The organism is Porphyromonas somerae (genome assembly GCF_022845615.1).
GTDB lineage: Bacteria > Bacteroidota > Bacteroidia > Bacteroidales > Porphyromonadaceae > Porphyromonas_A > Porphyromonas_A somerae.
Genome location: NZ_AP025559.1, coordinates 1,559,801 through 1,584,177 on the forward strand (window position 1 = coordinate 1,559,801; position 24,377 = coordinate 1,584,177).

Genomic DNA, 24,377 nt, shown 5'->3' on the forward strand with positions numbered 1-24,377 from the left:
CTAAAAAAAGAGTGATAAGGGTGGAAGGGGTTGCAAAATAGTTGTAAAGAAGGTATCTTTATGCGACGATAACTAAACACCACACAAATACTATTATAGAGACTATTATGGAAAGAGAACTTCAGCTCAATATCATCAAGATGATACACCGAGAGGTGCTCCCAGCAACAGGGTGTACCGAGCCCGTGGCAGTGGCACTTACTGTGGCACACGCCTCAGCCATTCTACCAGGAGAGATTAAGTCTATCACGCTCGACCTAAGTGCCAACATTCTGAAAAACGCAATGGGCGTAGGCATTCCTGGTACTGGTATGATAGGATTACCTATCGCCATAGCACTAGGAGCGGTGATAGCAGCACCCGAAAAAGAGCTCACCGTGCTAGAGCACTTCTCGGAGGAGCAGTTTGCCAAAGCAAAGGCACTTATGGAGGCGGGCATCATCACCATCCGCCTAAAAGATGGAGAGGTAGATAAGCTCTACATCGAAGCCACCCTAGAGGATAGCGAAGGGCATACCGCCATCGCCATTATTGAGAAGAATCATACCGCCCTCAAGAGCCTCACCCTCGATGGGGTAGCACAGCAGGGACAGGGTAGCCAGTCAGGTAAGGAGGACGAGGGCACCACACAGCTCTACGAAGGTCCCGAAGTACCGCTCACATTCGACCTAGTCTACCGATTTGCCACAGAGATGCCACTTGAGGAGATCCGATTTATAGAGGAGGCAGCAAGGCTCAATAAGCATGCATCCCAGTACTCACTAAAGGGTCAGTATGGTCACTCCGTAGGTCGTATGATCAAAGGAGAATTGGGGCTAAAATACCTAGGAGACACCGCCTACACTCGTCTCCTTGCTAGCACCAGTGCCGCCTGTGATGCCCGAATGGATGGAGCTCCTGTAACCGTGATGAGCAATTCGGGAAGTGGCAATCAAGGGATTACGGCCACGATGCCAGTGCTTACCTTTGCTGAAGAAGAGGGCGTGAGTGAAGAAAAGAGGATTCGTGCATTGATGCTCAGCAACCTTATGGTCATCTACATCAAGCAGAAGCTAGGTCGCCTCTCCGCCCTTTGTGGCTGTGTAGTTGCCTCCACAGGCAGTGCATGTGGCATCACCTACTTGATGGGTGGGACTAAGGAGCAGATTGGCTTTGCCGTGAAAAATATGGTCGGGAACCTCACAGGTATGATCTGCGACGGAGCCAAACCTAGTTGCAGTCTCAAAGTGACCAGTGGCGTCAGCTCAGCGATGCTCTCCTCCCTCCTCGCCATGGAACACAAAGTGGTCACCAGCAACGAAGGGGTAGTAGATGATGATATCGACAAAAGCATCGACAACCTCACCTCCATCGGCCGTGATGCCATGACCGAAACCGATAAAGAGGTACTCCACATCATGACCCACAAAGGGAAATAACCCCTCCCAAGCAATTAAGTAAGCCCCCTTCTCCAAAGAGAGGAGGGGCTTTTTCTTGGCCCTACTCCACCATATAGATCTTAGCCTCGATACGTACCCACTCACCCCGCTCCGTCACCTCCGTCACCTTGGCATAAAACTCCTTGCCCGCATCCATCAGACGGGAAATGATAAGGTTGAGCGTCCGAGGCACAAACCCAATCTGGTCGGCACCCATAAAGAGAGCAATCGCTTTTTCATCGTAGATATTCTTGGGTCTCCGCACCATCTTTAGCAGCGTGCCAGGAACGATCTGTGCCTTCAGCTCATGGATATTATCCACATGCGTAGTGCCCGCCACGATGATATCTAGTAAAAAGATCTCCCGCTTTGGAAGCCCCAAACTATTGATACCCCCTGTGCCAATCAGGGCAAGAAGCTTATCATTAAGTGGTGTGATACCGCCTTGCTCTGCCATAATCAAAAACCTTGTGATTCATACTCCTCCAAGAGCGTAATGATCTCCTGCATCTTCGCCTTACGCTCCTCCAATTGCCGGATCGTCTCCGCCAAGTCCCTTTGTCTTTGCTCCACCCACTGAGGGTCCGCTAGCTCCTTAGCAAAGGTATAAGGGAACGTCTGCCAAAGCTCCTCAATCTTTGCCTTTATCTTAGCAATCCGCCCCTTCAGCTGTTCTATCTCGTACTCTATCCCATTGGTCACATCTATCCCCTCCGTGGGGTGCTTAAAGAGCACCACATTATAGAGGTCCCGAATGCCATCAAGATCCCCCTCCTTATAGAGTTGCGTTGCCCTGCGAAATATCTCGATCATCTCCTCCGTTGCCTCTGGGTGAAGGTCAGGGTGTACCAACTTCACTATGGTCTGGTAGAGCCTGCGTATCTCCTTACTCTCGTCGGGCGAAAGCTCAGGTGACTTGAGATACTCCTTGGCATAAAAGAGCTTCTCACTCTCCTGCCTCAGCGTTGCATTATACTCCTCCCGTACCCTCTCCAGCTCCTTATTCACACGCTCCACATCGGGCGTCTCGTCTCTATTCACATACTGGCGGAGCAAGCTTTCCCGCATCGAGAGTAGCTTTATCTCCAGCTGGAGCTGCAGCACCTCGTACTGCAACTCCCCCACCGCTTGCAGATACTCCGCCGAAAGCCGAGGACCCACCGTATTAATCAGGTCCTGATGCTCCGTATAGAGTTGCGAAAACTCTAGCGAAAGGAGCTTGTACTCCTCCCGCAATGCACGCTCACGAGGTGACCAATCTATCGTTGTCATAGGTTTATAAGTCCAATAATATCTTTTGTAAATATAGCAACATTCCGCTGGTATAGGAATTTATAGCTACTTTTGCACAGAAAGAGAACTATTTCCTCAAAAAGAGATACCGTATGAGCAAAGAGATATTGGACTTAAAAATGAAACTAGTAGAGCGGGAAGAGTACTCCGACCGCCTCTTTCTAGGACACTTCACACCAGTAGAAGCGGGAGTAAAGCTACCCCACTTCGCACCAGGACAGTTTGTGCAAGTTTGGGTAAAAGCACCCGATGGGCTACTTCTCCGTCGCCCCATCTCTATCTACGATAGCACAGAGCGAGTGCTGAGCCTACTCATACAGTCCGCTGGTAGAGCCACCCGGCTACTGATGCAGGCACCCATCGGAGCAGAGTACCAGATCCTCTTGCCCCTCGGCAATAGCTTTGAGCTACCCCCCGCTGAAAGCCAACCCCTTCTAGTGGGCGGAGGCGTAGGTGTAGCCCCTATGTATGCTCTTGGCAAGGCGATGAAGCAACAGGGCATCGCCCCCAGCTTTCTTCTCGGAGCTAGAAGCCAAGCCCACTTCTCCAACCTCCACCACTTTGAGGAGCTAGGCACCCTCCACCTCTCCACCGAAGATGGCTCTCTCGGTAGCCAAGGATTCGTGACCGACCACCCTATTCTCCGTGAAGGTCACTTCACTCATATATATATGTGTGGACCTACCCCCATGATGAAAGCCGTTGCCCATTGGGCAAAGCAACAAGGGCTCCCAGCACAAGCTTCACTCGAGAATAGGATGGCATGCGGTATCGGCGTATGCCTCTGCTGTGTGGAACCGACTGCAAAGGGACACAAAACCGTCTGCCACGACGGCCCCGTTTTCAACACATCACAATTACTTTGGGAATAAAATAGAGCAGGTATGAAAAGGAATTTAGAGGTACAGATCGGGGAGCTACAACTTAAAAATCCCATCACTACAGCTTCGGGAACCTTTGGGGACGGGCTACTGATGGATAAGATATATGACGTGGGGAAGCTAGGAGCCATCTTCACCAAAGGCACCACCCTAGAGCCAAGAGAAGGCAATGCCCCACAGCGGATGGCTGAGACCCCCTCGGGCATGCTCAATGCGGTAGGACTCCAAAACCTAGGGCTACAGCACTACATCGACCACATCTATCCGGAAGCGATCCAACTAGGCACCGAGATCATTCCCAACGTTAATGGCTCTACCATCGACGATTACATCGCTGTTGCCTCGGCAATGAACGACCTCCCAGGCATCCACGCTATGGAGCTCAATATCTCTTGCCCCAACGTAAAGAATGGCGGTATGGCCTTTGGAGTTTCCGAAAAAGGCATCGCCGAGATTGTCTCGGAGATACGCAAAGTCTACCACCACACGCTTATAGTGAAGCTCTCGCCCAACGTCACCGACATCGCCAAGATGGCGACCATCGCCGAACAACACGGTGCCGACGCCCTCTCCCTCGTCAATACCTTCCTCGGTATGGCAGTGGATGCCGAGCGACGTCGCCCCATCCTCTCCACCGTTACCGGCGGTCTCTCAGGTCCTGCTATCAAACCGATTGCTCTCCGTATGGTATGGCAAGTGGCAAAAGCGGTTCAGATTCCAGTGATCGGCATCGGTGGCATCACCAACGCCACCGACGTGATAGAATTTCTCCTCGCAGGCGCCACCGCCATCCAAGTAGGCACCTACAACTTCGTGGATCCCCTCTCTCCTCTCAAAATGATCGAGGGGCTGCAAGCCTATATGGAGCGGCACCACATCACCCATATCCAAGAGCTCATCGGCGCCCTACAGATCTAGCAACGGCCACCCACACACCGCCTACCACTAGCCAGAGCAAAAGGCCGAACCACGAAAAGTGGTGCGCCTCCGGCCGAAAGTAGCCATGCAGTGGAGAGGTAAAGGAGAGCTGGAAGGGCACCAGATACTTCGCGATAGAGCTCCCCTCCGAAGCCTCAAAACGGAGCTCCTTCACCCGCCGAAGCGACCCAGCCTCCAAAGCGGTATAGAGTGCCTCGCCATCGCGGCTCCTAATCACCGTCCAGTAGAAGGGATTGCCAAAGATCGTCAGCTTATCCCGTGTCAGGTCCAAAGGAGGCAACTCCGCCTTTACCAAGCGGTAGTCGGGAAGCGTAATAGCATAAAAGCTACCCACTTCGTCCACCAAAAAGCCCAAGAAAGCACGGCTCGGATACTCCGTCACGAAGAGCTGTTGGGGCACCACCCCACTGGGCAATGCTATCTCCTGCAGATAAGGCCGCCCCACCGTCTGCCTCAGATTAAAGAGCCTCCCCCCGGCATCTAGCAAGAGATACCCATGGTCGTACGGCTTCTTGGTGGTGGCATTTCCAGCCACTAGGGCTATCGGGAAAGCCACTCCTTTGGCGTCCAACGCCTTCTGAAACAGCTCCGACTTTGCCCTATCCACCTCGTTACGGCTCATATCAATAAATTCGATCCCCTTTTTTCCCAGCCGAAAGACATCGCTCGGCATCTCCAGGTAGACCCTCTTCGACATCGACTCCAAAAGGAAATAAAGCGACGTCACGTGGCAATTGATAGAGGAGGGATGCGAGATAAAGATAAAGCTCTGCTCCTCCAGCATACTCGGTGAGACCGCCACCCCATGGATACTATCGGGCAAACGCCCATCCATCACCAGCTGACGGTAGTAAAACGATGGCAATACACTATCAAACTCACTCTCCGTATACTCTCGCCCAGCATAGTCGTAGTAGCGAGACCCCTCCTCACCACTATTATCCAGCGACACAAATTCGCCCACCACCTCACTATAGAGGGTAAAAGGCACATACCCTCCACCCCTTTGCAATAGCGCCCCGAGCGAAGTAAGCCCCCAAATCAGCATCAGTGCCGATACCACGCCCATCAATAGTTGGAAAAAGATTTTCATAAGCCTAGAGAATTACTGCACCCCCTCCTTGAAGCGATAAATAGATAAAATAGCCACATAGCAAAGCAACACCGACCAAAGCCCCATCTCACACAAAAGGTCCTGATAGGCCCGAGGAGTCGTCGTCACAAAGTAGAGACAGCACACCCCATAGCTCACCAGCATACAGAGTAAGCGACCCCGCCACGTAGGCTCCACCACCACCCAAGTAGTTACGCCATACATTCCCCAGCCTGCCAAAAACCAAGGCCCAACACTCACCAGCAAGTGAGTCACCAATTCTGGTGCCAAGATACTAGAGAGGTAGCCCCATAGGATCAGCATCTCCACCAGAAAAAACAAGCCTAGCATCAATACCCCATACGTGAGCATCACAAATGCAATCCGCTCCAGTGGCAAAGGGAGATGAAGGGTTAGCTTCAATCGCTTTTGCACCATTTCAGGAGCCCACTGCACCACCGCCAGCACCAAGCCACACAATATAGGCTGATACTTGAGGGCATCTAGCAAAAGTACATCCTTAGAGAGGAGTACCTCCCACAGATGGGACACTCCACGTACCGATACAATCCTCTCCAGCGAGAGCAAAGCATAGCCCACCACTCCTAGTCCCAAGAGGCTAAGCAGCAACACCGCCCACCTTGTCTTCACCCACTCTTTATATAGCAATCCGCCAATCATAACTCAATACTTACCGGTCAAACCTATAAACACATCCTCCAGTGACATCCGCTCCTCCACCAACTGGCTATAAGGCAATTGGTGCTTCGCCAGATACTCTCGGATATACCCCATCCCCTCAAAGCTATGTACCTCAGCCTGATTTCCTATCACCGCAGGGTGCCATAGCTTCGGATCACCTGGCAGCTCCAACCCCTCCACCTCCAGCTTTATCAAATACCGATGGAAAGAACTCATCAGCTCCGCCACAGGCATCTGCAAAAGGATCTTACCATAATCCAGGATAATGCAGTCATCAATCAGCCGCTCCATATCCTGAATGATATGCGAAGTGAGAAAGACGGTCTTATCACGTCCCTTGGTGAATTCCTTTAGATAGTCAATGAAAAGTCGACGATAACCAGGATCAAGCCCCAACGAAAAGTCATCCAGCACCAAGAGATCGGCATCTTGTGCCAAAATCAAACCCAATGCCACTTGCGACCTCTGTCCACACGACATCCTACTGATACGTTGATGAGGAGCTATTTTAAGCAGGCTAACTAGGTCGTAGTAGATATCACGCTGCCAACGAGGATAAAATCGAGCATAGAAATGCTCAATCTCCTCCACAGTCATAAAGCTATACTGAACATGCCCTTCAATCAAAAGAGCAATGTTGGCCTTAACCTCAGGGGGCATCGACTGAATGTCATAGCCAAGCATCTTACACACCCCACTTCGCGGCTTCAGATAGCCAGCAAGGATATTGATGGTGGTAGTCTTGCCAGTACCATTCTTGCCCAATAGACCCAAAATACGCCCTCTAGGCACAGTAAAGGTAAGCCCCTCATAAATGAGGCGCTTACCATAGTAATGAGTCAATCCTTGGCACTCAATGATGGCCGAGGAGTCAGTTCCGATCATTGCTTTGCTGCTTTTAGCGAAGGTTGTACACGCTTATTGAAGTCGTTGGTAGAGTTATTGGTATCCATCAGATACTTTCTACCATTGGCTTCCCTAGCCACCTTACGGATCACTGCGGTTCCTTGTCCTGTGCGGTCATTAAAGCTCTTGCACCAACCAGTGTAACCAGCATCTAGGACATTGGGAATAAATCTCCACTCAATAGCATCTTCGATACCGAGGAATACCACATCGACCATCCACTCGTGAGGTATCTTATAGGTTTTAAGTGACATCTCCTTCACAAAGTTCTTAAACTTAAAAATATACTTACCATCCCACAAGTAATCCTTGATGAACGTCTCGCGATCTACCGGCATCCGTACTAGAGCAATCGTAGTGACGCCGCGCTGATGGAAAGAGGAGACGGTAAGTGAAGACTTATAGTAAGAGATCAGGTTGGGCACCTCAGGATTATCCACATCTTGGAACCGAGGATTATCAGAAAGGTCGTAGATCTCAAAGTCGGCGTGCGAAAGATCGGTCGCCCCCTTGAAAACCTTTGAGTGGTCTTGGGCATCATTGGCAATAATCAGCGATGCTCCTGGCTTCACTGGATGGCTCTTACCATCACCAGGAATCATAGAGACAAAACTGACTGTAAGGGCCTTATCCAGCGGACTATCGACATAATCCCGCTTCATATTGCTCAGATCTTCCGACTGCACAATCGCCAAACTATCGGCAAAGAGAGTGACGTCTGAATTATTGGTAATCTTGATGTACTGCTCAGAGTACTTAAAGGTCTTTCCGGTCTCAGGGTCAATGGTAGGGCTAAAGAAAAGCTCCTCAATCACAAAGCCGGCATTGCTATTCTCTACATACTGTGGGGTGAGCTCGAAGGAGGTACGCTCCTTAGTCACCGTCACCTGCTCTTTTATAGAGATAGGAGTAGAGACTCTGCCTAGCTTCTCCGACTGATATGCCAAAGTAGCCTCAACTGAAACCTCATACACACCCTCCAAAAGCACCTTCTTAAAGGTCGGTTCCTTAGAGGTTAGCTCAGAGGTTTGGCCATCTTTATTGCTTTTGAAAGAGATCTTAAGGTCGCTATACTCTCCTCCTTTCACACCTAGAGGTGAGTTTAGCACGAAACTACATTCACGCTCCACTGCCACCTCATTCTCTTTTTCAGGCTCACAACTAACTAGTCCGAGAGCCAATAGGGCTATAAGGGCCCATAGATACTTCATTGCTTTCATATACTTCTTGAAATAAAATTTTTAAACGTTAGTCTCCAGTTACTTCAGTTCCTTTGCTACGAAGTCCTCGGTAGAGTTATTAGAATCCTTTAGCACCTTAGAGCCTTCAGATAGGCTCTTCCGCACCACCTTTTTACCGTAGCGTGTATCATCATTCAGCTCATCTGCCACCTTAGCATAGCCGGCATCCAATTTTTCCGAGATCGGCAACCACTGCTTCTCATTAGTCATACCGAGGTTCACAGCATCCAGCACCCACTCATTTGGAAGCTTTAGAGCAGGGTGGCCATCCAACTCCATAGGATCCATTCCCTCTATAATCATTACCTCCTTGTAAGTATAAGTGCACTCCTTCACGAGGTCTTGTGCTGTCTTTCCTTGTAGGTCCACGATCGCATAGGTATTCTGTCCGTTGGTACTCATGGTCCAATTCTCTGTTCCATCGCCATAAGGGTCGCTGATGAACACAAGTTTCATATTGGGTACCTTAGGATTGTCAGGGGTTTCAGAATCAGTGTAGCCCTTATCGCTCATCCACTCGAAGTTGGCGTTGGACAGGTCTATCGAATTAGGGTTCTCCTTTGTATGGTCTATCGCCGAGTGGCACAAGATGACACTCTCATACGGCTTCACGGCATACTCCCTCCCGGTGCCAGGGAACTGCATCACCAGGTCGGTAACGAAATGTGTTGTCCTCACATCGGGCTTTGCCTCCACCTTCTCATCCGACTGCCAGAGCGACTTTACTAGAGCTAGTCCATCGAGATATCTCGTTACAGGACTATTGTTGGTGATCTTGAGGTATTTATCCTCATCGTACTGCTCACCCTTGCTATTGCGACTTCCAGCAAAGAATATCTCACTGATAACGAAGCTCTCCGTAGGCATTTCCCACATCAATTGGCAGGTGCGGTCAGATTTGTCCTTTGCCTCAACTACAAAGTCCTCTTTGTACTCTATCTCTGCTAAAGCACCTTTGCACTCGAAGCGACACATCACCTTCATAGCATAGGGTTCTCCCTGTACCAAGTGAAGCACCGCCTTACCCTCCTTAAAAGAAATAGGCAACACCTTACCATCGCTTCTGGAGGTGAGCTCGCCTGTAGCTTCTGTTATGGTGCCCTCAACGCCCAATGGTGCCTTTAGCTGAAAGGTAACTTCGGCATCCTTCGGTACCTCTGGGAGGTCGCTCTTACAGCTCCAGAGTAGGAGCAACGTCACACATAGCCCGAATAGTAAAAATAACTTCTTCATATCTATTTATCTATTAAAAATTAAACGGTTTAAAACAGTAATTGAATCACTCCCTCCACCCAATGTCGATGGATAGCATCCACTCCTCCGCCACTATACCGTCCGAATCGGTACCTGCCACCTACCTCAATGCCCCAAGGCAAGGATCCCCATCCCTGTATGGTGTAGTGCCACTTAGGGGCTACCTCAAAAAAGAGTTGAGTTGCATTGATGGTAGCGAAACTGTGCCTCACCTCTCTACTCAGCTCCTCTTTTAAAGTGGTATGTGAGAGGGATAGCTCTCCTTTGCCTAATGGAGAATAGCCTATGTTGCAGGAGAGAGCTATGTAGCTAGCTTTATCTATTTGATAGGAGCCGAACCCACTGAGGGCAACCTGCCATCGTTGGCTCTGTAGCAGGGACTTGGGCTCTAATTTGCGTATGGCTAGATAACGATAGGATAGCGTAGGAGAGAGGTGCCAGTTCACTCCGCCTTCGGAGCGACCAACATGCCAAGCGAGCGTCCCTTTGTAGTGGGGAAAATAGAAGTTGGGCAATTCCCCGATCACAGGATAGGTACCAGCGGCAGGTTCACCTACAATATGCTCCACACCTTTTCGGTTTTGTATCTCTGCTTTGAGCTCCACTCCTTGCTGGCAAGTTCCTTGCCAGAGATAGCCGAGAGCCACTTCTACTCGATGATCGTTGTAGTGGTGAATAGGAACCTCGTTCATATCGGTGAGCGTCTCCTCGAGCCGGTGATATTGGTATCCTATTTTGGCGGAAAAGCCCTCCACCCCACTCGGTACGAGATGTGCTGCACTAGAGAGGCCATATCCCCGGTAGTAGACGGTAGGGGTATTGGTATTGAAGCGTGCGAAGCTCCCTCCAAGGCCATTCATGAGCCACTGAATTGTAGTGCCCAAAGGGGAATAGAAAGCAACGCTACTCCGCTGTTTGTAGATCTCGTGGCCGAGTGAAACCCCTACAATATAGCTACCTAGTGGATGTGCCACCCCCATATTCATAGTTAGATTGGAGACAATATTACGTGGACGCGGATCCACCCTTCGATACTCTTGCTGTGAAAGATACTGCACCTCTCCTGCCAATCTCCACTGGTGGTATGCTCCGCTATATCCGCCCCCGAAGGCATACCGCTCGTGCGATAGGTTGCCCCCTTCGGCATCTGCAACCATATAAGGGTAGAGGCGAGCAAAGTCGGACGTGCTATTGAAGCGAACCCCCTTGATCAGCCCACTGGAGTAGGTGGCATTGCCCCACATATGTTGTGACTCTGAAGGTTTCAGATAGGTATTGGCATAAATATGTGTAAGGCTTTCGCCCGAACCATTCTGCTGTAAAAAGGCTCTGTTCTCGTGCCTCCAATGGTATTCTGTGCCAAAAGTAGAGAGCGAAGAGGGGTAAAGGAGATGATGCAGTGCCACATTTTCGTGGTAATACCGAAGCATCGCAACATCTGTCGTTGCATGCTCCAAGGAGCGAGAAAGCAGGGGCAAGGTATCCCTTTTTTGCGCCACCATCTCCGTAGTAGCTATAAATAGCCACACCATGAATAATATCCACTTAATCCTTTTCATTGCATTCGTACCAAATGGATTTCACATATGCTGGCTTGCGAAAGAAACTCTTGCTCGGTAGCAGAACCACGCACCCATGCTCGCTCGCCATTCTCCAATAAGAGGGTCCCCTCGACCTGCACATCGTAGAGCCCACGCAGTAATTGGTCGCTGTAGCTAGAGGTGGTGATAGAATTGCGTATAGTGGTCACCCGAGTATTGTGGTTATGGAACTTAATCTGGTAGCTCTGTTGTGCTATAGGCACAGAAGGTTGGAAGCGTATCTGGACCGTCACCTCGCTCATCACATCGGCTCTATCGGGCGTATGGCAGGCGGAGAGTAGTGAGGCAATAAAAAGCCAAGTCAGGAGTTCAACTATCTTTTTCATAGGGTCACCATCAATTCCATCCCGAAGTAGGGATATTGGTTTCGTCGGATTACATACCCTTTCTGATGAATATCTGGGGAGTAATCGAATATCTTATTCACAAAGAGGGCCACATTGAGTCGCTCTCCAAATAGTCGCTTGGTAGCCTTGAGGTTGGTAATCATCATAAAGGGGACCACATAACGTTCAAATGAGCTATCGCTATACGACCGCTTGAGCCACTGCAGGTAGGTATCCGACTTATCTTGCTCTCTAAAGGGATGCTCCTTACCATCCTTCAGATCCACATAGAGGTCAGGGTAATTGGAGATGGGCATCTTCTGCGAAGAGGAGTACCAATTGGACTGGAAAGAGAGCGATACCCCTAGCCCAATTTTTGGGAGGTAAGAATCCAGCCGTAGGTCGCTATTCAGCATCTCTCGCACCAATATCTCATTATCACGATAGATGCCGATATAGGGCACCTCGCTATCCCCGAGCACTGCTTTAGGGCGCTCATATTGTGGCAAGCTATTGCGGTAGGTGGTTCTAAACCACGCTCCAGAGAAGGTAATTCGGGTATTGAGGAATGGGTATCGTGGGGTGCTCAGCATCCACTCCAGCCCCACCTTGGAGGTTTCGCTACCATTGGTGACCTTTCCGAGGAGCCTGAATTGCTTCGACTCTTGGTAGGAAAAGTCGGTAATAGCAGGCTTTGCCGTAAGGGCATCATAAGGGACGGAGGAGGGGTTGTAGCGCTTAAAACTGGCAATCTTCAGCTCTGCATCGTTACGAAATCCGCTGCTCATCCGCTCTCGGAAGTAGGTGACCGAGGCGGAGTAACCAGCCCACTCGAGGTCGAGCCGGCCCTCCATCTTGATATTCTTCGCTGGCGTGAGTGGCCGATTATTGGGGTGGTAAATATAGGTGCGTAGATAGACCAGACGATAGTCCGGATTGGCATGGTAATAATTGAGCTCCACAAAATCGTCATACACTGTTTCGGGGTAAAGCTGATCCATAGAAGGAAACATACTAAGGCTTCCGATCCCTCCGAGCAACTGAATGCGAAGTGGTTGCTCTCGTACAGTGATAGGGGCAAAGCTCCAGCGGGCGTTAAGGCGAACATCGGTATACCATTTCCTACTCATTTGATAAGAGCTATCAAGGTGTAGGAGTTGATTGCTCACCAAACCTGCCATTAGAGAGAAAGTATGGGCACCTAGAGGCACAGAGAGCTCATCCTCCACAAATAAAGAGAGCATACTTTTAGCCGGGATATCACAGAAAGGGCGTGGTCGGCTTCCAGCCGTCCAGAAGAGAGGCCGATCCAAGTCAAAGAGCGTCCCTTTACCCCTATTCTTACTGTACGCCCAAGTGGCTCCATACTTAATCCGTTGTTTGCCCCAATCTCTGTCCAGATGCGTGCTACCCTTCATCTTGGCATAGAGATATATCGGGCGACTATCCACCAAATGCGATGCCACATAATTACGGGGGTAGTATTTTCCCTCAAACTCTCCCTCTTCCTTCTGCGTAAGATAAGGAACATCCCTATTCAAGAGCATATCCTTGGTGATCTCCGTCCGGTCCCAAGTATGGGTGGCAGAGAGGATAATCTCTAGATCATGGAGCCATCGATTTTTCTTAGGCGTGAGCAAGAAGGTTTGCGAAAAAGCAAGGCTATGATAGCTTGCCTTGTAGCTATCCTTGGGGTTGTAGTCTAGGTCTTGATCTCGCTTACGGTCGTCGAGAGTGCCGGTATAATCTATATTGGTGTGAGAGCTGAATACTCCGACTCCCAAGTGCCACTTACCCGACAGGCGTAGAGAGCTATTGATACGCTCGTAGCAATCCCGTACACTGCGTGGATCGGAATAGGCCGAGAGGTAGCCTACACTGGCGATGAGGTTGAGGTGCTCTTCACGAAGGGTGACCCCTTTGGAGAGAAAAAATAGCTTGCTACTCATATCGGACTTAAAACGGCCATTCAAATCATCGCTCCATTGCTTACGCTTCACCTTAATGAGTCCGCTAGTAAGATCGGAGTGCTCTACAGAGGGAATTCCTCGCACCACCTCGATACTCTCCACCTCGTCGGTAGAAATAGTACGCATATCTACTCCGGCATTGATCGGTATTCGGATAGGGTACTCGTAATTGCTCCCATGCATGCCCCTAAACCCCGCATCCATCTTGAGTGGCACCCCATCGATAAGGAAGGTGGTGCCCATGGATGAGGTATTGTAATTGGATTGATTGACGCGTGGAAGCAAATTGTGTTGGCCTACGATGGGGAGGGTGGCTTCGCGTAGCCGAACGATATCGGGACTGGTGAGCTGGGGATCGGATGAGAAGCCCCCTGGGAGTAGCTCCAGCACATCGGCAATGCTAGAGGGCTGAATATGTGCCATAGCGGCTTTGCCGATCAGGGAAGAGCTGGTCATTCCTTTAGAGGACTTTGCCGTCACCACCACCTCCTGTAGCTCGCGACTGCTATTCTTCAGTTGGATAGTGATATTTTGCTTGGAGCTAGCAACCTTGAGGTGCTCTACCTTTTTATCATAACCAATATAGGTGACCTGTAGCTGATAACTGCCAGGTGCCACCTTGGGGAAGGTGATGACGCCATGGGGGTTGGTAGCACCGGTAAGGAGTTGCTCGCCCTGCTCCATACGCACTAAGGCGCCTATGAGGGGTTCGCCACTATCACTATCTATTACCGTGATAGTGACCTCGGTGGCTCTAGGGATCTGAGCCACCGCCCACTCTATCGGGATAGAGAGGAGCAGGAGGAGTGTGAGCAGATTTTTCATAACCAAAGGAATAGCAGGGGTATCACTATCCCAATAATCAATTCTACGCCGCCTACTCCTTTAAGACCTCGCTTCCCTTTGACCAGAAGTAGCCCTGAGAGGGTAATAAGGATTAAGGCGATGGCGAATAGGTCGGAGAAGTAGGCCCACCATCTTCCGGGATTGTAGTGTAGCCTCACAAAGTCGCTCAGGATAGGGCGCTTACGAAGTCGGTCGTAGGTGGCGGTACCACTGCGAAGGTCTACCTCGAGTGTGGAACCTCCTTTGAGAAACACCTTGAGGCTCTCGTCATCGGGGTAGTAGTGCTTGGTGTAGTTCTTTTCTTCGTGGATGCTCGTAAGGAGGGTGGTGAGCTCGGCTTGGGTTACCGACCTTTTCGCCCTCGGAGTATCTGCTATCGCCTGCTGTAGGATGATTCGCTTGACGGTATAACTAGGATTGATCTGGTCGCGATGATTCATCAATATACCGGATAGTGCGTAAATCAACACCACGCCGGCAAATAGGAAGGAGCAGTGCCGATGCAACCATCGACACCCCCTTCTGACTTGATTCCACGAAAGATGGTATTTACGCTCCACCACCTAGTTACTCTACAATCTCGTACTTATCGGCAACGATATGGTAAAGGCTCACATAAGCTTTCCCCTCTTGCTCGGTACGCTCTGCAATGTGCGCACGGAAGTTGGCAATCCGCTCAGCGATGGTATTAGCGGCCTGCTCGGCATTGGCTTGCATATCGGCTGCACAACCGCCTGAGCCTTCGCCATGTTGCTTTGTAGCCTCGGCCACCTCGGCTTCCCACTGTGCAAGATAGGCCTCATCGATACGCTCCTCAATGAGCTTGCCCTCTACCTTTACAACGCTATGAACGCACTCCTGAGGAAAGCTCCCAATTGCGTCACCAGCCTCTACTCGTATGGTCTTGGTATCATCGCTTCCCATTAGGAATATCTTGCCGCCACCATGCTTGCAAATATGAGTGCAGATACCTTCAAGCACTACATCTTGATCCACTAAAGCATCAGGATTGCTCAAAAGTGAATCCACGTCCAAAGTGCTAGTGATTACCTCATTCTCTTCCTGCTTATTATTCTCTCCCTTGCTGCAACCCACTAATAATAGTGTGGAAAGGAAAAGGAATAGGGCTGTTCTCTGTAAAATGTTCATTGAATAATACTTTTATATGAATACTTCCGCAAAGTTGGCTATATTTGGGCAGAAAGGCTCTCCCTATTTTTGGGTAAATTGTGGGCTGATCACTACTCAAATATAGGTATTTATAGATATAATCCCTAGGAGTAAGGGGTTGTGAAAACAGAAAACACCCCTATAGGCAAAACCTAAAGGGGCGCTTTTGAATGAATATTAGGTGTGATTACAGGGTGATTTTGGAGAGGTCACGGAGAATCGCTTTGGCATCGTGTAGGAGTTGATTCATCACCTCACGGACTGGCCGTATAGCATTGATGGTGGAGGCAATTTGCCCAATTTCTAGCTCTCCCTCTTGGAGATCGCCCTCGGACATACCTATCTTGGCTCTTCCTTTGCCTAGCAGAGTGGCTAGCTCCTCTTTGGTAGCACCTTTTGCCTCAGCTTCGGCCACTTGATCCATAAATCCACCTTTAGCCAAACGGGTAGGCACCAGCTTCTTCAGCATCAACTTGGTATCCCCTTCGCCTAGAGTAAGACAATGCTCCTTGAAGGCTTGGTGGCAAGCGCTCTCTTCGGTAAGAGCAAAGGCGGTACCGATCTGCACACCCTCGGCTCCGAGAGCCATACAAGCAACAATGGCTGCACCAGAAGCGATTCCTCCGGCAGCAATAAGTGGCACTTGGATCACTTCGCGAACAGCGGGAATAAGACAAAGGGTGGTAGTCTCTTCACGACCGTTGTGCCCACCGGCTTCAAACCCTTCGGCAATCACAGCATCGACCCCAGCGGCCTCTGCTTTTTGTGCGAACTTGCTACTGCTCACCACGTGTAGCACCTTGATCCCCTCTTCCTTAAGACGGGCGGTCCAGGTAGCAGGATTGCCTGCAGAAGTAATCACGATGGGCACTCGCTCCTCAATAATCACTTGCATGGTCTCCTCTACCGTTTTCATCACAAGGGGAATATTGACGGCAAACGGCTTACCGGTAAGCTTACGGGTATGGCGGATCTCTTCGCGTAGCTCTTCGGGGTAAAAGGTACCACCAGCCAGCACTCCCAGTCCGCCCTCTTGGCTTACTGCTGCTGCCAACTTGTACCCACTGGTCCACGCCATTCCACCCTGAATAATAGGGTACTCAATTCCCAATAATTGGGCCACTCTATTTTGATTTCTCATTGCGGTAACTCTTGCTATTTAATTAATCCTGATCTTCTCTTCAGTGCCTCAATAGAGGGCTGACGGCCCTTGAAGTTTTGATAAAGCACCTCTGGCTCTTCGGCATCACCTCGCTCTAAGATCTCACGCTTAAATCGCATTGAGGTGGTATGGTCTTTGAGCCCATTCTTTAGAAACTCCTCAAAGGCATCGGCCTCTAGTATCTCCGCCCACTTATACCCGTAGTAGCCAGCAGCGTAGCCGCCATCAAAGATGTGGGAGAAAGCGGTGCTGACACTGGTGCCTGCGATATGGGGCAGTAGGGTTACCTCTTTGTACGCCTCTTGCTCTAGTTCCTCCAGATCTTGTGGAAGATCGGCAGGATTATGGGCGTGCCACAGCATATCGAGGTAGCCAAATCCAAGCTGACGGATACAGGCGTAGCCCTCTAAGAAAAGGGTATTGCGATGGATCGCCTCTATCAACTCCTCGGTAATCGGTTCGCCTGTGAGATAATGCTTAGCAAAAGAGCGGAGGAAGTCGGGTTGGCGCGCCCAATTCTCATTGAAGTGCGAAGGGAGTTCCACAAAGTCGTGGACCACATTGGTTCCGCTAAGAGAGGCATAAGGCACTTGCGTGAGTAGCCCGTGCAGCCCGTGTCCAAACTCGTGGAAAAGGGTGGTCACTTCATCGTGCGTTAGGAGTGAAGGCTGGCTCTCTGTGGCGGGGGTGAAGTTCATCACTAGGCTCACCACAGGGCGTACCCCTTGATAGGCCTCAATATAATTGGTCATCCAAGCCCCCGAGCGTTTCCCCTTGCGTGGGAAGAAGTCGCAGAGGAGCATTCCAACTAAATTGCCGTGAGAGGAAACTTTATAAACCTTTACTTCGGGGCGATAAGGAGGGAACTGGGTGTGATCGGTCTCTTCCTCAATCGTCAGCTCATAGAGGTCGGAAGCGAGGTCAAACATGGCCCTTACCACGCTATTGAGCTCAAAGTAGGGGCGGGTCTCTTCCTCATCGTAGTGTAGCTCCTTTTGCCGATACTTCTCTGCCAGGTAGGCCCAATCCCATGGCTGGCAGTCCGAATGACCTTTGGTCACCTCTTTCAATTCCTTTTGGGCTAAAGGTGCGTAGGCCTCTCTTAATTCGTCCAGCATCGCATAGACCTTCTCGGGCGTTTTAGCCATCTTGGAACTCAATCGGTAGTCGGCAAAGCTCTTGTAGCCGAGTAGCTGGGCTATCTGATAACGAAGTGTGGCGATCTTGTAAACCTGCTGCTTATTGCATGTGGGCTTACTAGTATCCATACAAAGTGTGGCACGGCCTCGATACATCTGCTCACGGATAGCGCGGTCGTCGCAGTACTTAAGTACAGCACTATAGGAGGGCATACTAAGGTCGAATAGCCATCCTTCCTTGCCATGCTCAGTGGCTAGCTTTTTGGCTGCTTCCAAAGCGGAGGTGGGGAGTCGTTTTATCGGCTCTTTATCAGTAACGTGAAGGGTAAAGGCATTTTGTTCCTTGAGTAGGTTTTGCCCAAAGGTAAGGGTGGCCATACTCAGCTCCTTCCGAAGCTCCTTGAGCTGCTCTCTGGTTGCTTCTGGGAGGTAGGCACCGCTACGATCGTACCCTTCGTAGCTACGCTGGGTAAGTCGCTGATCAATCTCTTGGAGCTGAGGCAGCTGCTGGTCGTGAACCACCTTGACCCGCTCGGCCAATACCTGGTCCATACCTACCTCGTTGCTCACTTCGGTAAGTAGGGGCATCAGCTCCTGTGAAAGCTCCATCATACGATCATCGGCATCGCAACTGAGGAGATTAAAAAAGAGAGAAGTAGCCTTGCTAAAGTCCTCTCCCGACTGCTCAAGAGCGAAAATGGTATTCTCAAAGGTTGGCTCCTCCTCACACGCCTTGATGCCGCTGATCTCCGACCTAAATACTTCTGCTTCCTTGCGAATCTGCTCTGCAAGATGGTCGGGATCGCGTTGGGTGAAATCGGGAAATATAATCATTCTTTGCATATCTATTTGAATAGAAAAGCAAAGCCATATAATCAAAGAATTACATGGCTTTACTTATGGTGTTAGAAGTTAATCTTGAAGCGGTATCTTCGCCACTCGTGCCGTATGCCGCCCACCTTCAAACTCAGTTTCAAAGAAGGTTCGGGTGATGGCTCTCGCCTCATCGGGCGTCACAAATCGCCCTGGGATACTCAGCACATTGGCATTATTGTGCAGACGGGTTAGCTCGGCTTGCTCTGTATTCCATGCAAGTCCCGCACGTACATGGGGGTGCTTATTGGCTGCCATGGCAATTCCATTACCGGAGCCACAGACAATCACACCCCACTCCACTTCGCCACTATCAATAGCATTACCCAGCTTATGAGCGAAGTCGGGATAGTCGACACGCTCTTCACTATAGGTGCCGAAGTCATAGATCTCGGACTCTCCAAGCCACTCATCGAGAAAATTCTTAACTACCTCTTTGATCTCAAAGCCAGCGTGGTCGCTAGCTAGTCCTACTTTATTTATAGTCATTGTTGATATTTATTTTCCTAAAAGTTGCTTTACTTGTGTACGTACATTCTCGGCGGTGAAGCCTAGCTTTTCGTCGAGCACCTTGTAAGGAGCAGAGAAACCAAAGCTCTCCAATCCCCAAATAGCACCTGTGCCGTGTGGTATCAGCCCCTCAAGATTGACGGGCAAACCAGCAGTGAGACCGAAGCGAGGAAGTCCCTCGGGTAGCACGCTCGCCTGATACTCCTTGGACTGCTGACGGAAGATTGCCTCACTTGTGATGGAGGCGATATTGCAGTGGATACCCTCCTCGGCTAGCAGCTTAGCACCCGCCACAAGGGTAGAAACCTCAGAACCAGTAGCTACCAGCACCACCTCGGCATTAGGTTGCTCTGTAACTAGATAACCGCCCTTCAATATTCTCTGACTGTGCTGATAATTATTACCTGGCAGGACATCTACATTTTGTCTAGAGAGGATTAGTGCGGTAGGCGTTGACTTATTATCCATCGCCATCTGCCAGCTTACGGTCGTCTCGTAGACATCGGCGGGACGAAGCACCATTGTAGAGGGCTTACCGCTATGATTGTGGAGCTTCTCCATCAGTCGGATCTGAGCCTCTTGCTCTACCGGCTCGTGGGTAGGTCCGTCCTCACCTACTCTAAAGGCATCGTGCGTCCAAACAAAGCGAACTGGCACCTCCATAAGTGCTGCGATACGTACGGCAGGCTTCATATAATCGGAGAAGACAAAGAAGGTACCGCAAGCTGCATGGAAGCCACCATGTAGGGCAATCCCTATACAGATAGTTGCCATTGTCAGCTCCGAAACACCTGGCTGAAGGAAGCTTCCCGAGAAGTCGTCCCGAGTGAGTGCCTTGGTCTCCTTGAGGAAGCCATCGGTCTTATCGGAATTAGAAAGGTCGGCACTTGAAACGATCATATTGGGGAGGTTCTTAGCCAGGAAACCCAATACGGTAGCAGAGGCATTTCGGGTAGCTGCATTTGGCTTCTGCTCAATGCTCTTCCAATCAAGATGACTGGTATCAAGATCAAGCCAACGCTGTAGCTCCTTTGCATCTTCGTGGTGAGCTTTCGCCCACTCGTCATACTGCTTATGCCACTTCTGAGCGTGAGCTCTAAGCGTCTCCTTTCGCTCGTCGTAAAGCTTCTGCACCTCGTCAAATATCACGAATGGATGCTCTGGATTGCCTCCAAGGTTCTTTATAGTCTCGGCTACGCCACCACCGGCTGCGGAAAGAGGTTGTCCGTGCGTTTTAACTAAGCCCTCAAAGCACTCTCCATCTGGCGAAAGCATTCCCTTGCCCATCACGGTATGCCCGATGATTAGGGTTGGCTTGCCTTTCACAGCAATTGCCTTATCAAGAGCCTGGCGAATCTGGTCGTGGTCGTTGCCATCGATCTCTAGCACTTCCCAGCCCCACGCACGGTACTTCATACCTACGTCCTCACTCATCACCTCGGAGACTTTCGTAGAGAGCTGCACATCATTGGCATCGTAAAACATCACTAGGTTATCAAGCCCAAGGTGTCCTGCAATTCGGCCTGCTCCTTGTGATACCTCCTCTTGGATTCCACCATCGGAGATAAAAGCAAAGATCCGCTGACGCATCAAATCCTCACCAAAGCGAGCAGCCATCTTTTTAGCGGCAATGGCGGCACCAACTGCCATGGTATGCCCTAGTCCAAGAGGACCTGAGGTATTCTCCACGCCACGAGCCACATCAAGCTCTGGGTGACCAGGAGTAGGACTGCCCCACTGACGGAAGCCCTGTAGCTCCTCCATGGTATATCGACCAGTCATCGCTAGTACCCCGTAGAGCATCGGACTCATGTGCCCAGGATCCAAAAAGAAGCGGTCGCGAGCAATCCATTCAGGACAGTCGGGGTCATACTCCATATACTCCGAGAAGAGTATTTGTGTAAAATCCGCCCCACCGAGAGCCCCACCTGGGTGTCCCGACTTTGCTTTTTCGACCATAGACAGTGCCAAAACTCTTAGGTTATCAGCTGCCTTGTGACTCAATACGTTTTTAGTAGCCATAGTATTTATTAATTAAAAATGATATCTCTGCTGTATCCCCCTTCCACACTCTACAAAATTACCCATTTATATTGACTTTGCCGACCAATGGACACGTATATTTTGTAGCAATAGGGGAAGGGTCACTGATTTAGCGATAAAATTGGTAATTTTGCGATGTTAATTCTAAGGTAATGTTGCCTTCAGATATGTTTCACTATAATTATTAAGAGTAAACTTAATGATCACAGCAGACCAATTACAGAGTGTATTGGAGCGCCGAGATGCGCTGAGGGGGTATCTTTGACATTGATGCGAAAGAGACCCAACTAAAGGAGGAGGAGCTCCGCACCCAGGATCCACACTTTTGGGATGACCCCGATAAAGCACAAGCACAGATGAAGGTGGTGCAGGGGCTGAAGCACTGGATCAAAGACTACAATGAGGTAGATAACCTAGCTACCGAACTAGCATTAGCATTTGAATACATCAAGGAAGATCTGGTCTCCGAGGAAGAGATTGACCAGCTTTATGCCAAAGCAATAGAAAAGCTGGAGGATGTGGAGCTACGCAATATGCTCCGCAACGAGGAGGACCGCATGGGAGCTGTCCTTAAGATCAATTCGGGAGCCGGTGGCACTGAGAGCCAAGACTGGGCATCGATGCTAGCACGTATGTATATGCGCTGGTGCGAGGACCAAGGCTACAAGGTGACCATAACCAACTGGCAAGATGGCGATGATGCAGGCATCAAGACCGCAACGCTACAGGTAGAGGGTGACCTCGCCTACGGTTTCCTGAAGAGCGAAAATGGTGTGCATCGCCTTGTACGCGTATCGCCATACAATGCTCAGGGAAAGCGAATGACCTCCTTTGCCTCTGTCTTTGTAGTACCCCTAGTAGATGATTCTATTGAGGTGGAGATCAATCCCGCACTTGTAACCTGGGAGACCTTCCGTTCTGGTGGAGCTGGAGGTCAAAACGTCAATAAGGTAGAGACCGGTGTGCGACTGCGCTATATGTACACCGACCCCGACACGGGAGTGACCGAGGAGATTCTGATTGAGAATACCGAGACCCGAAGCCAACTCGATAATAGAGAGAATGCTAAGCGACTCCTCAGAAGCCAGCTCTACGATAAGGAGCTACAGCGACGCAATAAAGCAAAAGAGGCGATCGAAGGAAGCAAGAAAAAGATTGAGTGGGGCTCACAGATTCGTAGCTACGTATTTGATGACCGCCGTGTCAAAGACCACCGTACCAATTACCAGACCTCCGACGTGGATGGGGTAATGGACGGTAAAATCTCTCCTTTCATCAAAGCCTATCTGATGGAGTTTGGAGGGGAATAATAGAGAGTAATAAGCAAATAACTGATAAGAATAAAGAAGAAAAGTAATGGCAAGTACAGCAGACTTTAGAAATGGAATGTGCCTAGATATCGATGGCACCCCATTCGTAATCGTAGAGTTTCTACACGTAAAGCCAGGCAAAGGACCTGCATTCGTAAGAACAAAGCTTCGTAATATCGCCACTGGAAGAATCCTAGACAAAACCTGGTCTTCTGGCGTGAAGGTAGATGAGATTAGGATTGAGAGACGTCCCTACCAGTACCTATACAAAGATGACATGGGTCTAATCTTTATGCACCCTGAGACCTTCGACCAGATTCATATCCCAGAGGAGCGCATCGAGGGTGTGCAATTCCTCAAAGAGGGTGATATGGTAGAGGCGATGGTGCATGCCGATAAAGAGGAGGTACTCACCTGCGAGCTCCCTAGCCACGTTACCCTAGAGGTTACCTACACTGAGCCTGGTATCAAGGGCGACACCGCTACCAACGCACTGAAGCCAGCTACTCTTGAGACAGGTGCCGAGATCCGTGTACCTCTCTTCATCGATAATGGTGAGAAGATCATCGTAGATACTCGCGAAGGGTCATACGTAAGCCGTGCCAAGGAGTAATCCATCGCACATCAACAACTAAAGTAAGGGCTAGGTTGCAAAGACCTAGCCCTTATTTGACACTTCACTCAGAACTTGTTGGGTGGTAATAGAAGGTAATAGCATTCGAAATTTTGAGCGATTTTTTTTGAACTTTACTAGGGCATATTAAGGCTATGAAGAAATTGTTATTGACCATTATAACCATAGTGGCCGTATTACTTACCTCTTGTGCCACTCAGTCTAAAAGGGATAGTAACTACCTGTATGCTTGGAGGGACATGCACAATAACCATAATGATGCCTACTACTACACTGACCGCTTCGGACACAAAGTATCCCCGAAACGTTTTTCAGCCGCAAGGCAATTTGCCCCCAATGGCTTGGCAGCAGTCTGCGAGTCAGGACTTGGTGGCAAGTGGGGTTATGTTAATACGACCATTGACCTTGTCATCCCTTACCAGTATGATTTTGCTAGTGATTTTGGTGACTTTGGCTTTGATGATGATCTGGCCTGTGTCAAGTTTAACCTCAATGAAGACAATCGTTTACGCCAACCAGCTGTAGCATTTGGGCCTGCAATGATTATTGATACGAAAGGAAGACAAGTCTCCAAAATCTATGGTTGTATGTTCCTTAATAACACGCCTGAAGCGCGATGTGCAACTATCGTCAATAGCGGTACCTGCTTCCATAGTACAAAGGGATATCAAGATTACTCTACTGATGGTTATTGGGGAGCTATAGATAGCAGAGGAAAGGAGATCATCCCCTGCATCTATGAATTTCTTATAACCCATAGCTCACTAAGCGGATTTATCGTAAGGCACGAAGGGAAATGGGGTGCTATAGACTATAGAGGCAAGGAGCTTATACCTTGTGAGTATGATGGAGCATTCTACAATGACGAAAATAGCCACTTCAATACTTTCACAGAGGTGGATGGCGATAATTGGAACCACTGGAGTGAAGAGGATATTCAGAGGCAGTTATGCTTTATCAAGGAGGATAGGATAGCTATCCGCCTCTCTGCCTCTAATTAAAGATACTGAGAATTTCAAGATATGAATAGAATAAGTGCCAGCTCCCCTTAGGAAGCTGGCACTTA

At 49.7% G+C, this 24,377-nt stretch carries 22 protein-coding genes; 6 read left to right on the plus strand and 16 right to left on the minus strand.

What is annotated here, in order from left to right; all coding sequences use genetic code 11:
• Window positions 1-107 precede the first annotated feature (107 nt).
• Window positions 108-1,418: an L-cysteine desulfidase family protein gene (locus MWL85_RS06755; protein ID WP_244400156.1), complete on the plus strand. Its 1,311-nt coding sequence runs from the start codon at window positions 108-110 to the stop codon at window positions 1,416-1,418.
• A 61-nt stretch (window positions 1,419-1,479) separates the two neighbouring features.
• Here the strand turns inward: MWL85_RS06755 and MWL85_RS06760 are convergent, their stop codons facing one another.
• Both MWL85_RS06760 and MWL85_RS06765 read right to left on the minus strand, forming a co-directional pair.
• Window positions 1,480-1,875 carry an HIRAN domain-containing protein gene (locus tag MWL85_RS06760; RefSeq protein ID WP_244400157.1) on the minus strand — a complete coding sequence of 132 codons (396 nt, stop codon included), beginning with the start codon at window positions 1,873-1,875 and terminating at the stop codon, window positions 1,480-1,482.
• A 2-nt stretch (window positions 1,876-1,877) separates the two neighbouring features.
• Window positions 1,878-2,690: a J domain-containing protein gene (locus tag MWL85_RS06765; RefSeq protein ID WP_070707703.1), complete on the minus strand. Its 813-nt coding sequence runs from the start codon at window positions 2,688-2,690 to the stop codon at window positions 1,878-1,880.
• A gap of 113 nt (window positions 2,691-2,803) precedes the next feature.
• Here MWL85_RS06765 and MWL85_RS06770 point away from each other — a divergent pair, with 113 nt between their 5' ends.
• On the plus strand, window positions 2,804-3,583 hold the full coding sequence (locus MWL85_RS06770) for a dihydroorotate dehydrogenase electron transfer subunit (protein WP_018028541.1): 780 nt from the start codon (window positions 2,804-2,806) through the stop codon (window positions 3,581-3,583).
• Between the two features lie 12 nt (window positions 3,584-3,595).
• On the plus strand, window positions 3,596-4,510 hold the full coding sequence (locus tag MWL85_RS06775) for a dihydroorotate dehydrogenase (protein WP_244400158.1): 915 nt from the start codon (window positions 3,596-3,598) through the stop codon (window positions 4,508-4,510).
• Here MWL85_RS06775 and MWL85_RS06780 read toward each other — a convergent pair.
• The 14 genes from MWL85_RS06780 to MWL85_RS06845 all read right to left on the minus strand — a co-directional run bounded on the left by MWL85_RS06780 (window position 4,488) and on the right by MWL85_RS06845 (window position 21,346).
• Window positions 4,488-5,624 carry a DUF4857 domain-containing protein gene (locus MWL85_RS06780; protein ID WP_244400159.1) on the minus strand — a complete coding sequence of 379 codons (1,137 nt, stop codon included), beginning with the start codon at window positions 5,622-5,624 and terminating at the stop codon, window positions 4,488-4,490. The two genes, MWL85_RS06775 and MWL85_RS06780, sit on opposite strands and share 23 nt — an antisense overlap.
• Window positions 5,625-5,636: 12 nt before the next feature.
• Complete coding sequence (locus MWL85_RS06785; RefSeq protein WP_021903493.1) at window positions 5,637-6,305, minus strand: hypothetical protein; 669 nt, start codon at window positions 6,303-6,305, stop codon at window positions 5,637-5,639.
• A gap of 3 nt (window positions 6,306-6,308) precedes the next feature.
• Window positions 6,309-7,211: an ABC transporter ATP-binding protein gene (locus MWL85_RS06790; RefSeq protein ID WP_021903492.1), complete on the minus strand. Its 903-nt coding sequence runs from the start codon at window positions 7,209-7,211 to the stop codon at window positions 6,309-6,311.
• A complete protein-coding gene (locus tag MWL85_RS06795) occupies window positions 7,208-8,452 on the minus strand; it encodes a DUF4876 domain-containing protein (RefSeq protein ID WP_244400160.1) in 1,245 nt (414 codons plus the stop codon). Before MWL85_RS06795 ends, MWL85_RS06790 begins: the two co-directional genes overlap by 4 nt.
• A gap of 39 nt (window positions 8,453-8,491) precedes the next feature.
• Window positions 8,492-9,706 (minus strand): DUF4876 domain-containing protein, encoded by a 1,215-nt coding sequence (locus MWL85_RS06800; protein ID WP_021903490.1) that lies wholly within the window; start codon window positions 9,704-9,706, stop codon window positions 8,492-8,494.
• A gap of 29 nt (window positions 9,707-9,735) precedes the next feature.
• On the minus strand, window positions 9,736-11,286 hold the full coding sequence (locus MWL85_RS06805) for a DUF6850 family outer membrane beta-barrel protein (protein WP_244400161.1): 1,551 nt from the start codon (window positions 11,284-11,286) through the stop codon (window positions 9,736-9,738).
• Window positions 11,283-11,654: a hypothetical protein gene (locus tag MWL85_RS06810; RefSeq protein WP_021903488.1), complete on the minus strand. Its 372-nt coding sequence runs from the start codon at window positions 11,652-11,654 to the stop codon at window positions 11,283-11,285. The genes MWL85_RS06805 and MWL85_RS06810 overlap by 4 nt, the downstream gene beginning before the upstream one ends.
• Window positions 11,651-14,449, minus strand: a complete 2,799-nt coding sequence (locus MWL85_RS06815) for a TonB-dependent receptor (RefSeq protein ID WP_244400162.1) — start codon at window positions 14,447-14,449, stop codon at window positions 11,651-11,653. The genes MWL85_RS06810 and MWL85_RS06815 overlap by 4 nt, the downstream gene beginning before the upstream one ends.
• Window positions 14,446-15,030, minus strand: a complete 585-nt coding sequence (locus MWL85_RS06820) for a PepSY-associated TM helix domain-containing protein (RefSeq protein WP_244400163.1) — start codon at window positions 15,028-15,030, stop codon at window positions 14,446-14,448. Before MWL85_RS06820 ends, MWL85_RS06815 begins: the two co-directional genes overlap by 4 nt.
• 7 nt (window positions 15,031-15,037) lie before the next feature.
• Complete coding sequence (locus MWL85_RS06825) at window positions 15,038-15,619, minus strand: hypothetical protein (protein WP_244400164.1); 582 nt, start codon at window positions 15,617-15,619, stop codon at window positions 15,038-15,040.
• 208 nt (window positions 15,620-15,827) lie between these two features.
• Window positions 15,828-16,781, minus strand: coding sequence for an NAD(P)H-dependent flavin oxidoreductase (locus tag MWL85_RS06830; RefSeq protein WP_244400165.1), 954 nt, complete (start codon window positions 16,779-16,781; stop codon window positions 15,828-15,830).
• Window positions 16,782-16,795: 14 nt separating this feature from the next.
• The gene (locus MWL85_RS06835) at window positions 16,796-18,784 is read right to left on the minus strand and encodes a M3 family metallopeptidase (RefSeq protein WP_244400166.1); all 1,989 of its coding nucleotides are present in this window, start codon (window positions 18,782-18,784) and stop codon (window positions 16,796-16,798) included.
• A 69-nt stretch (window positions 18,785-18,853) separates the two neighbouring features.
• Window positions 18,854-19,303: a ribose 5-phosphate isomerase B gene (gene rpiB, locus MWL85_RS06840; protein ID WP_018029158.1), complete on the minus strand. Its 450-nt coding sequence runs from the start codon at window positions 19,301-19,303 to the stop codon at window positions 18,854-18,856.
• Window positions 19,304-19,312: 9 nt separating this feature from the next.
• A complete protein-coding gene (locus tag MWL85_RS06845; RefSeq protein WP_244400167.1) occupies window positions 19,313-21,346 on the minus strand; it encodes a transketolase family protein in 2,034 nt (677 codons plus the stop codon).
• A 220-nt stretch (window positions 21,347-21,566) separates the two neighbouring features.
• On the opposite strand from MWL85_RS06845, the gene prfB reads away from it, so the two are divergent.
• From prfB to MWL85_RS06860, 3 genes are all read left to right on the plus strand, one after another.
• Window positions 21,567-22,677, plus strand: a protein-coding gene (gene prfB, locus MWL85_RS06850) for a peptide chain release factor 2 (protein ID WP_155799499.1) whose coding sequence is annotated in 2 segments (ribosomal slippage) — window positions 21,567-21,629 and window positions 21,631-22,677 — 1,110 coding nt in all. Because the reading frame shifts where the segments join, the coding sequence is not laid out codon by codon here.
• A gap of 46 nt (window positions 22,678-22,723) precedes the next feature.
• Window positions 22,724-23,290 carry an elongation factor P gene (gene efp / locus MWL85_RS06855; protein WP_018029155.1) on the plus strand — a complete coding sequence of 189 codons (567 nt, stop codon included), beginning with the start codon at window positions 22,724-22,726 and terminating at the stop codon, window positions 23,288-23,290.
• A gap of 155 nt (window positions 23,291-23,445) precedes the next feature.
• On the plus strand, window positions 23,446-24,312 hold the full coding sequence (locus MWL85_RS06860) for a WG repeat-containing protein (RefSeq protein ID WP_244400168.1): 867 nt from the start codon (window positions 23,446-23,448) through the stop codon (window positions 24,310-24,312).
• Window positions 24,313-24,377: the final 65 nt, after the last annotated feature.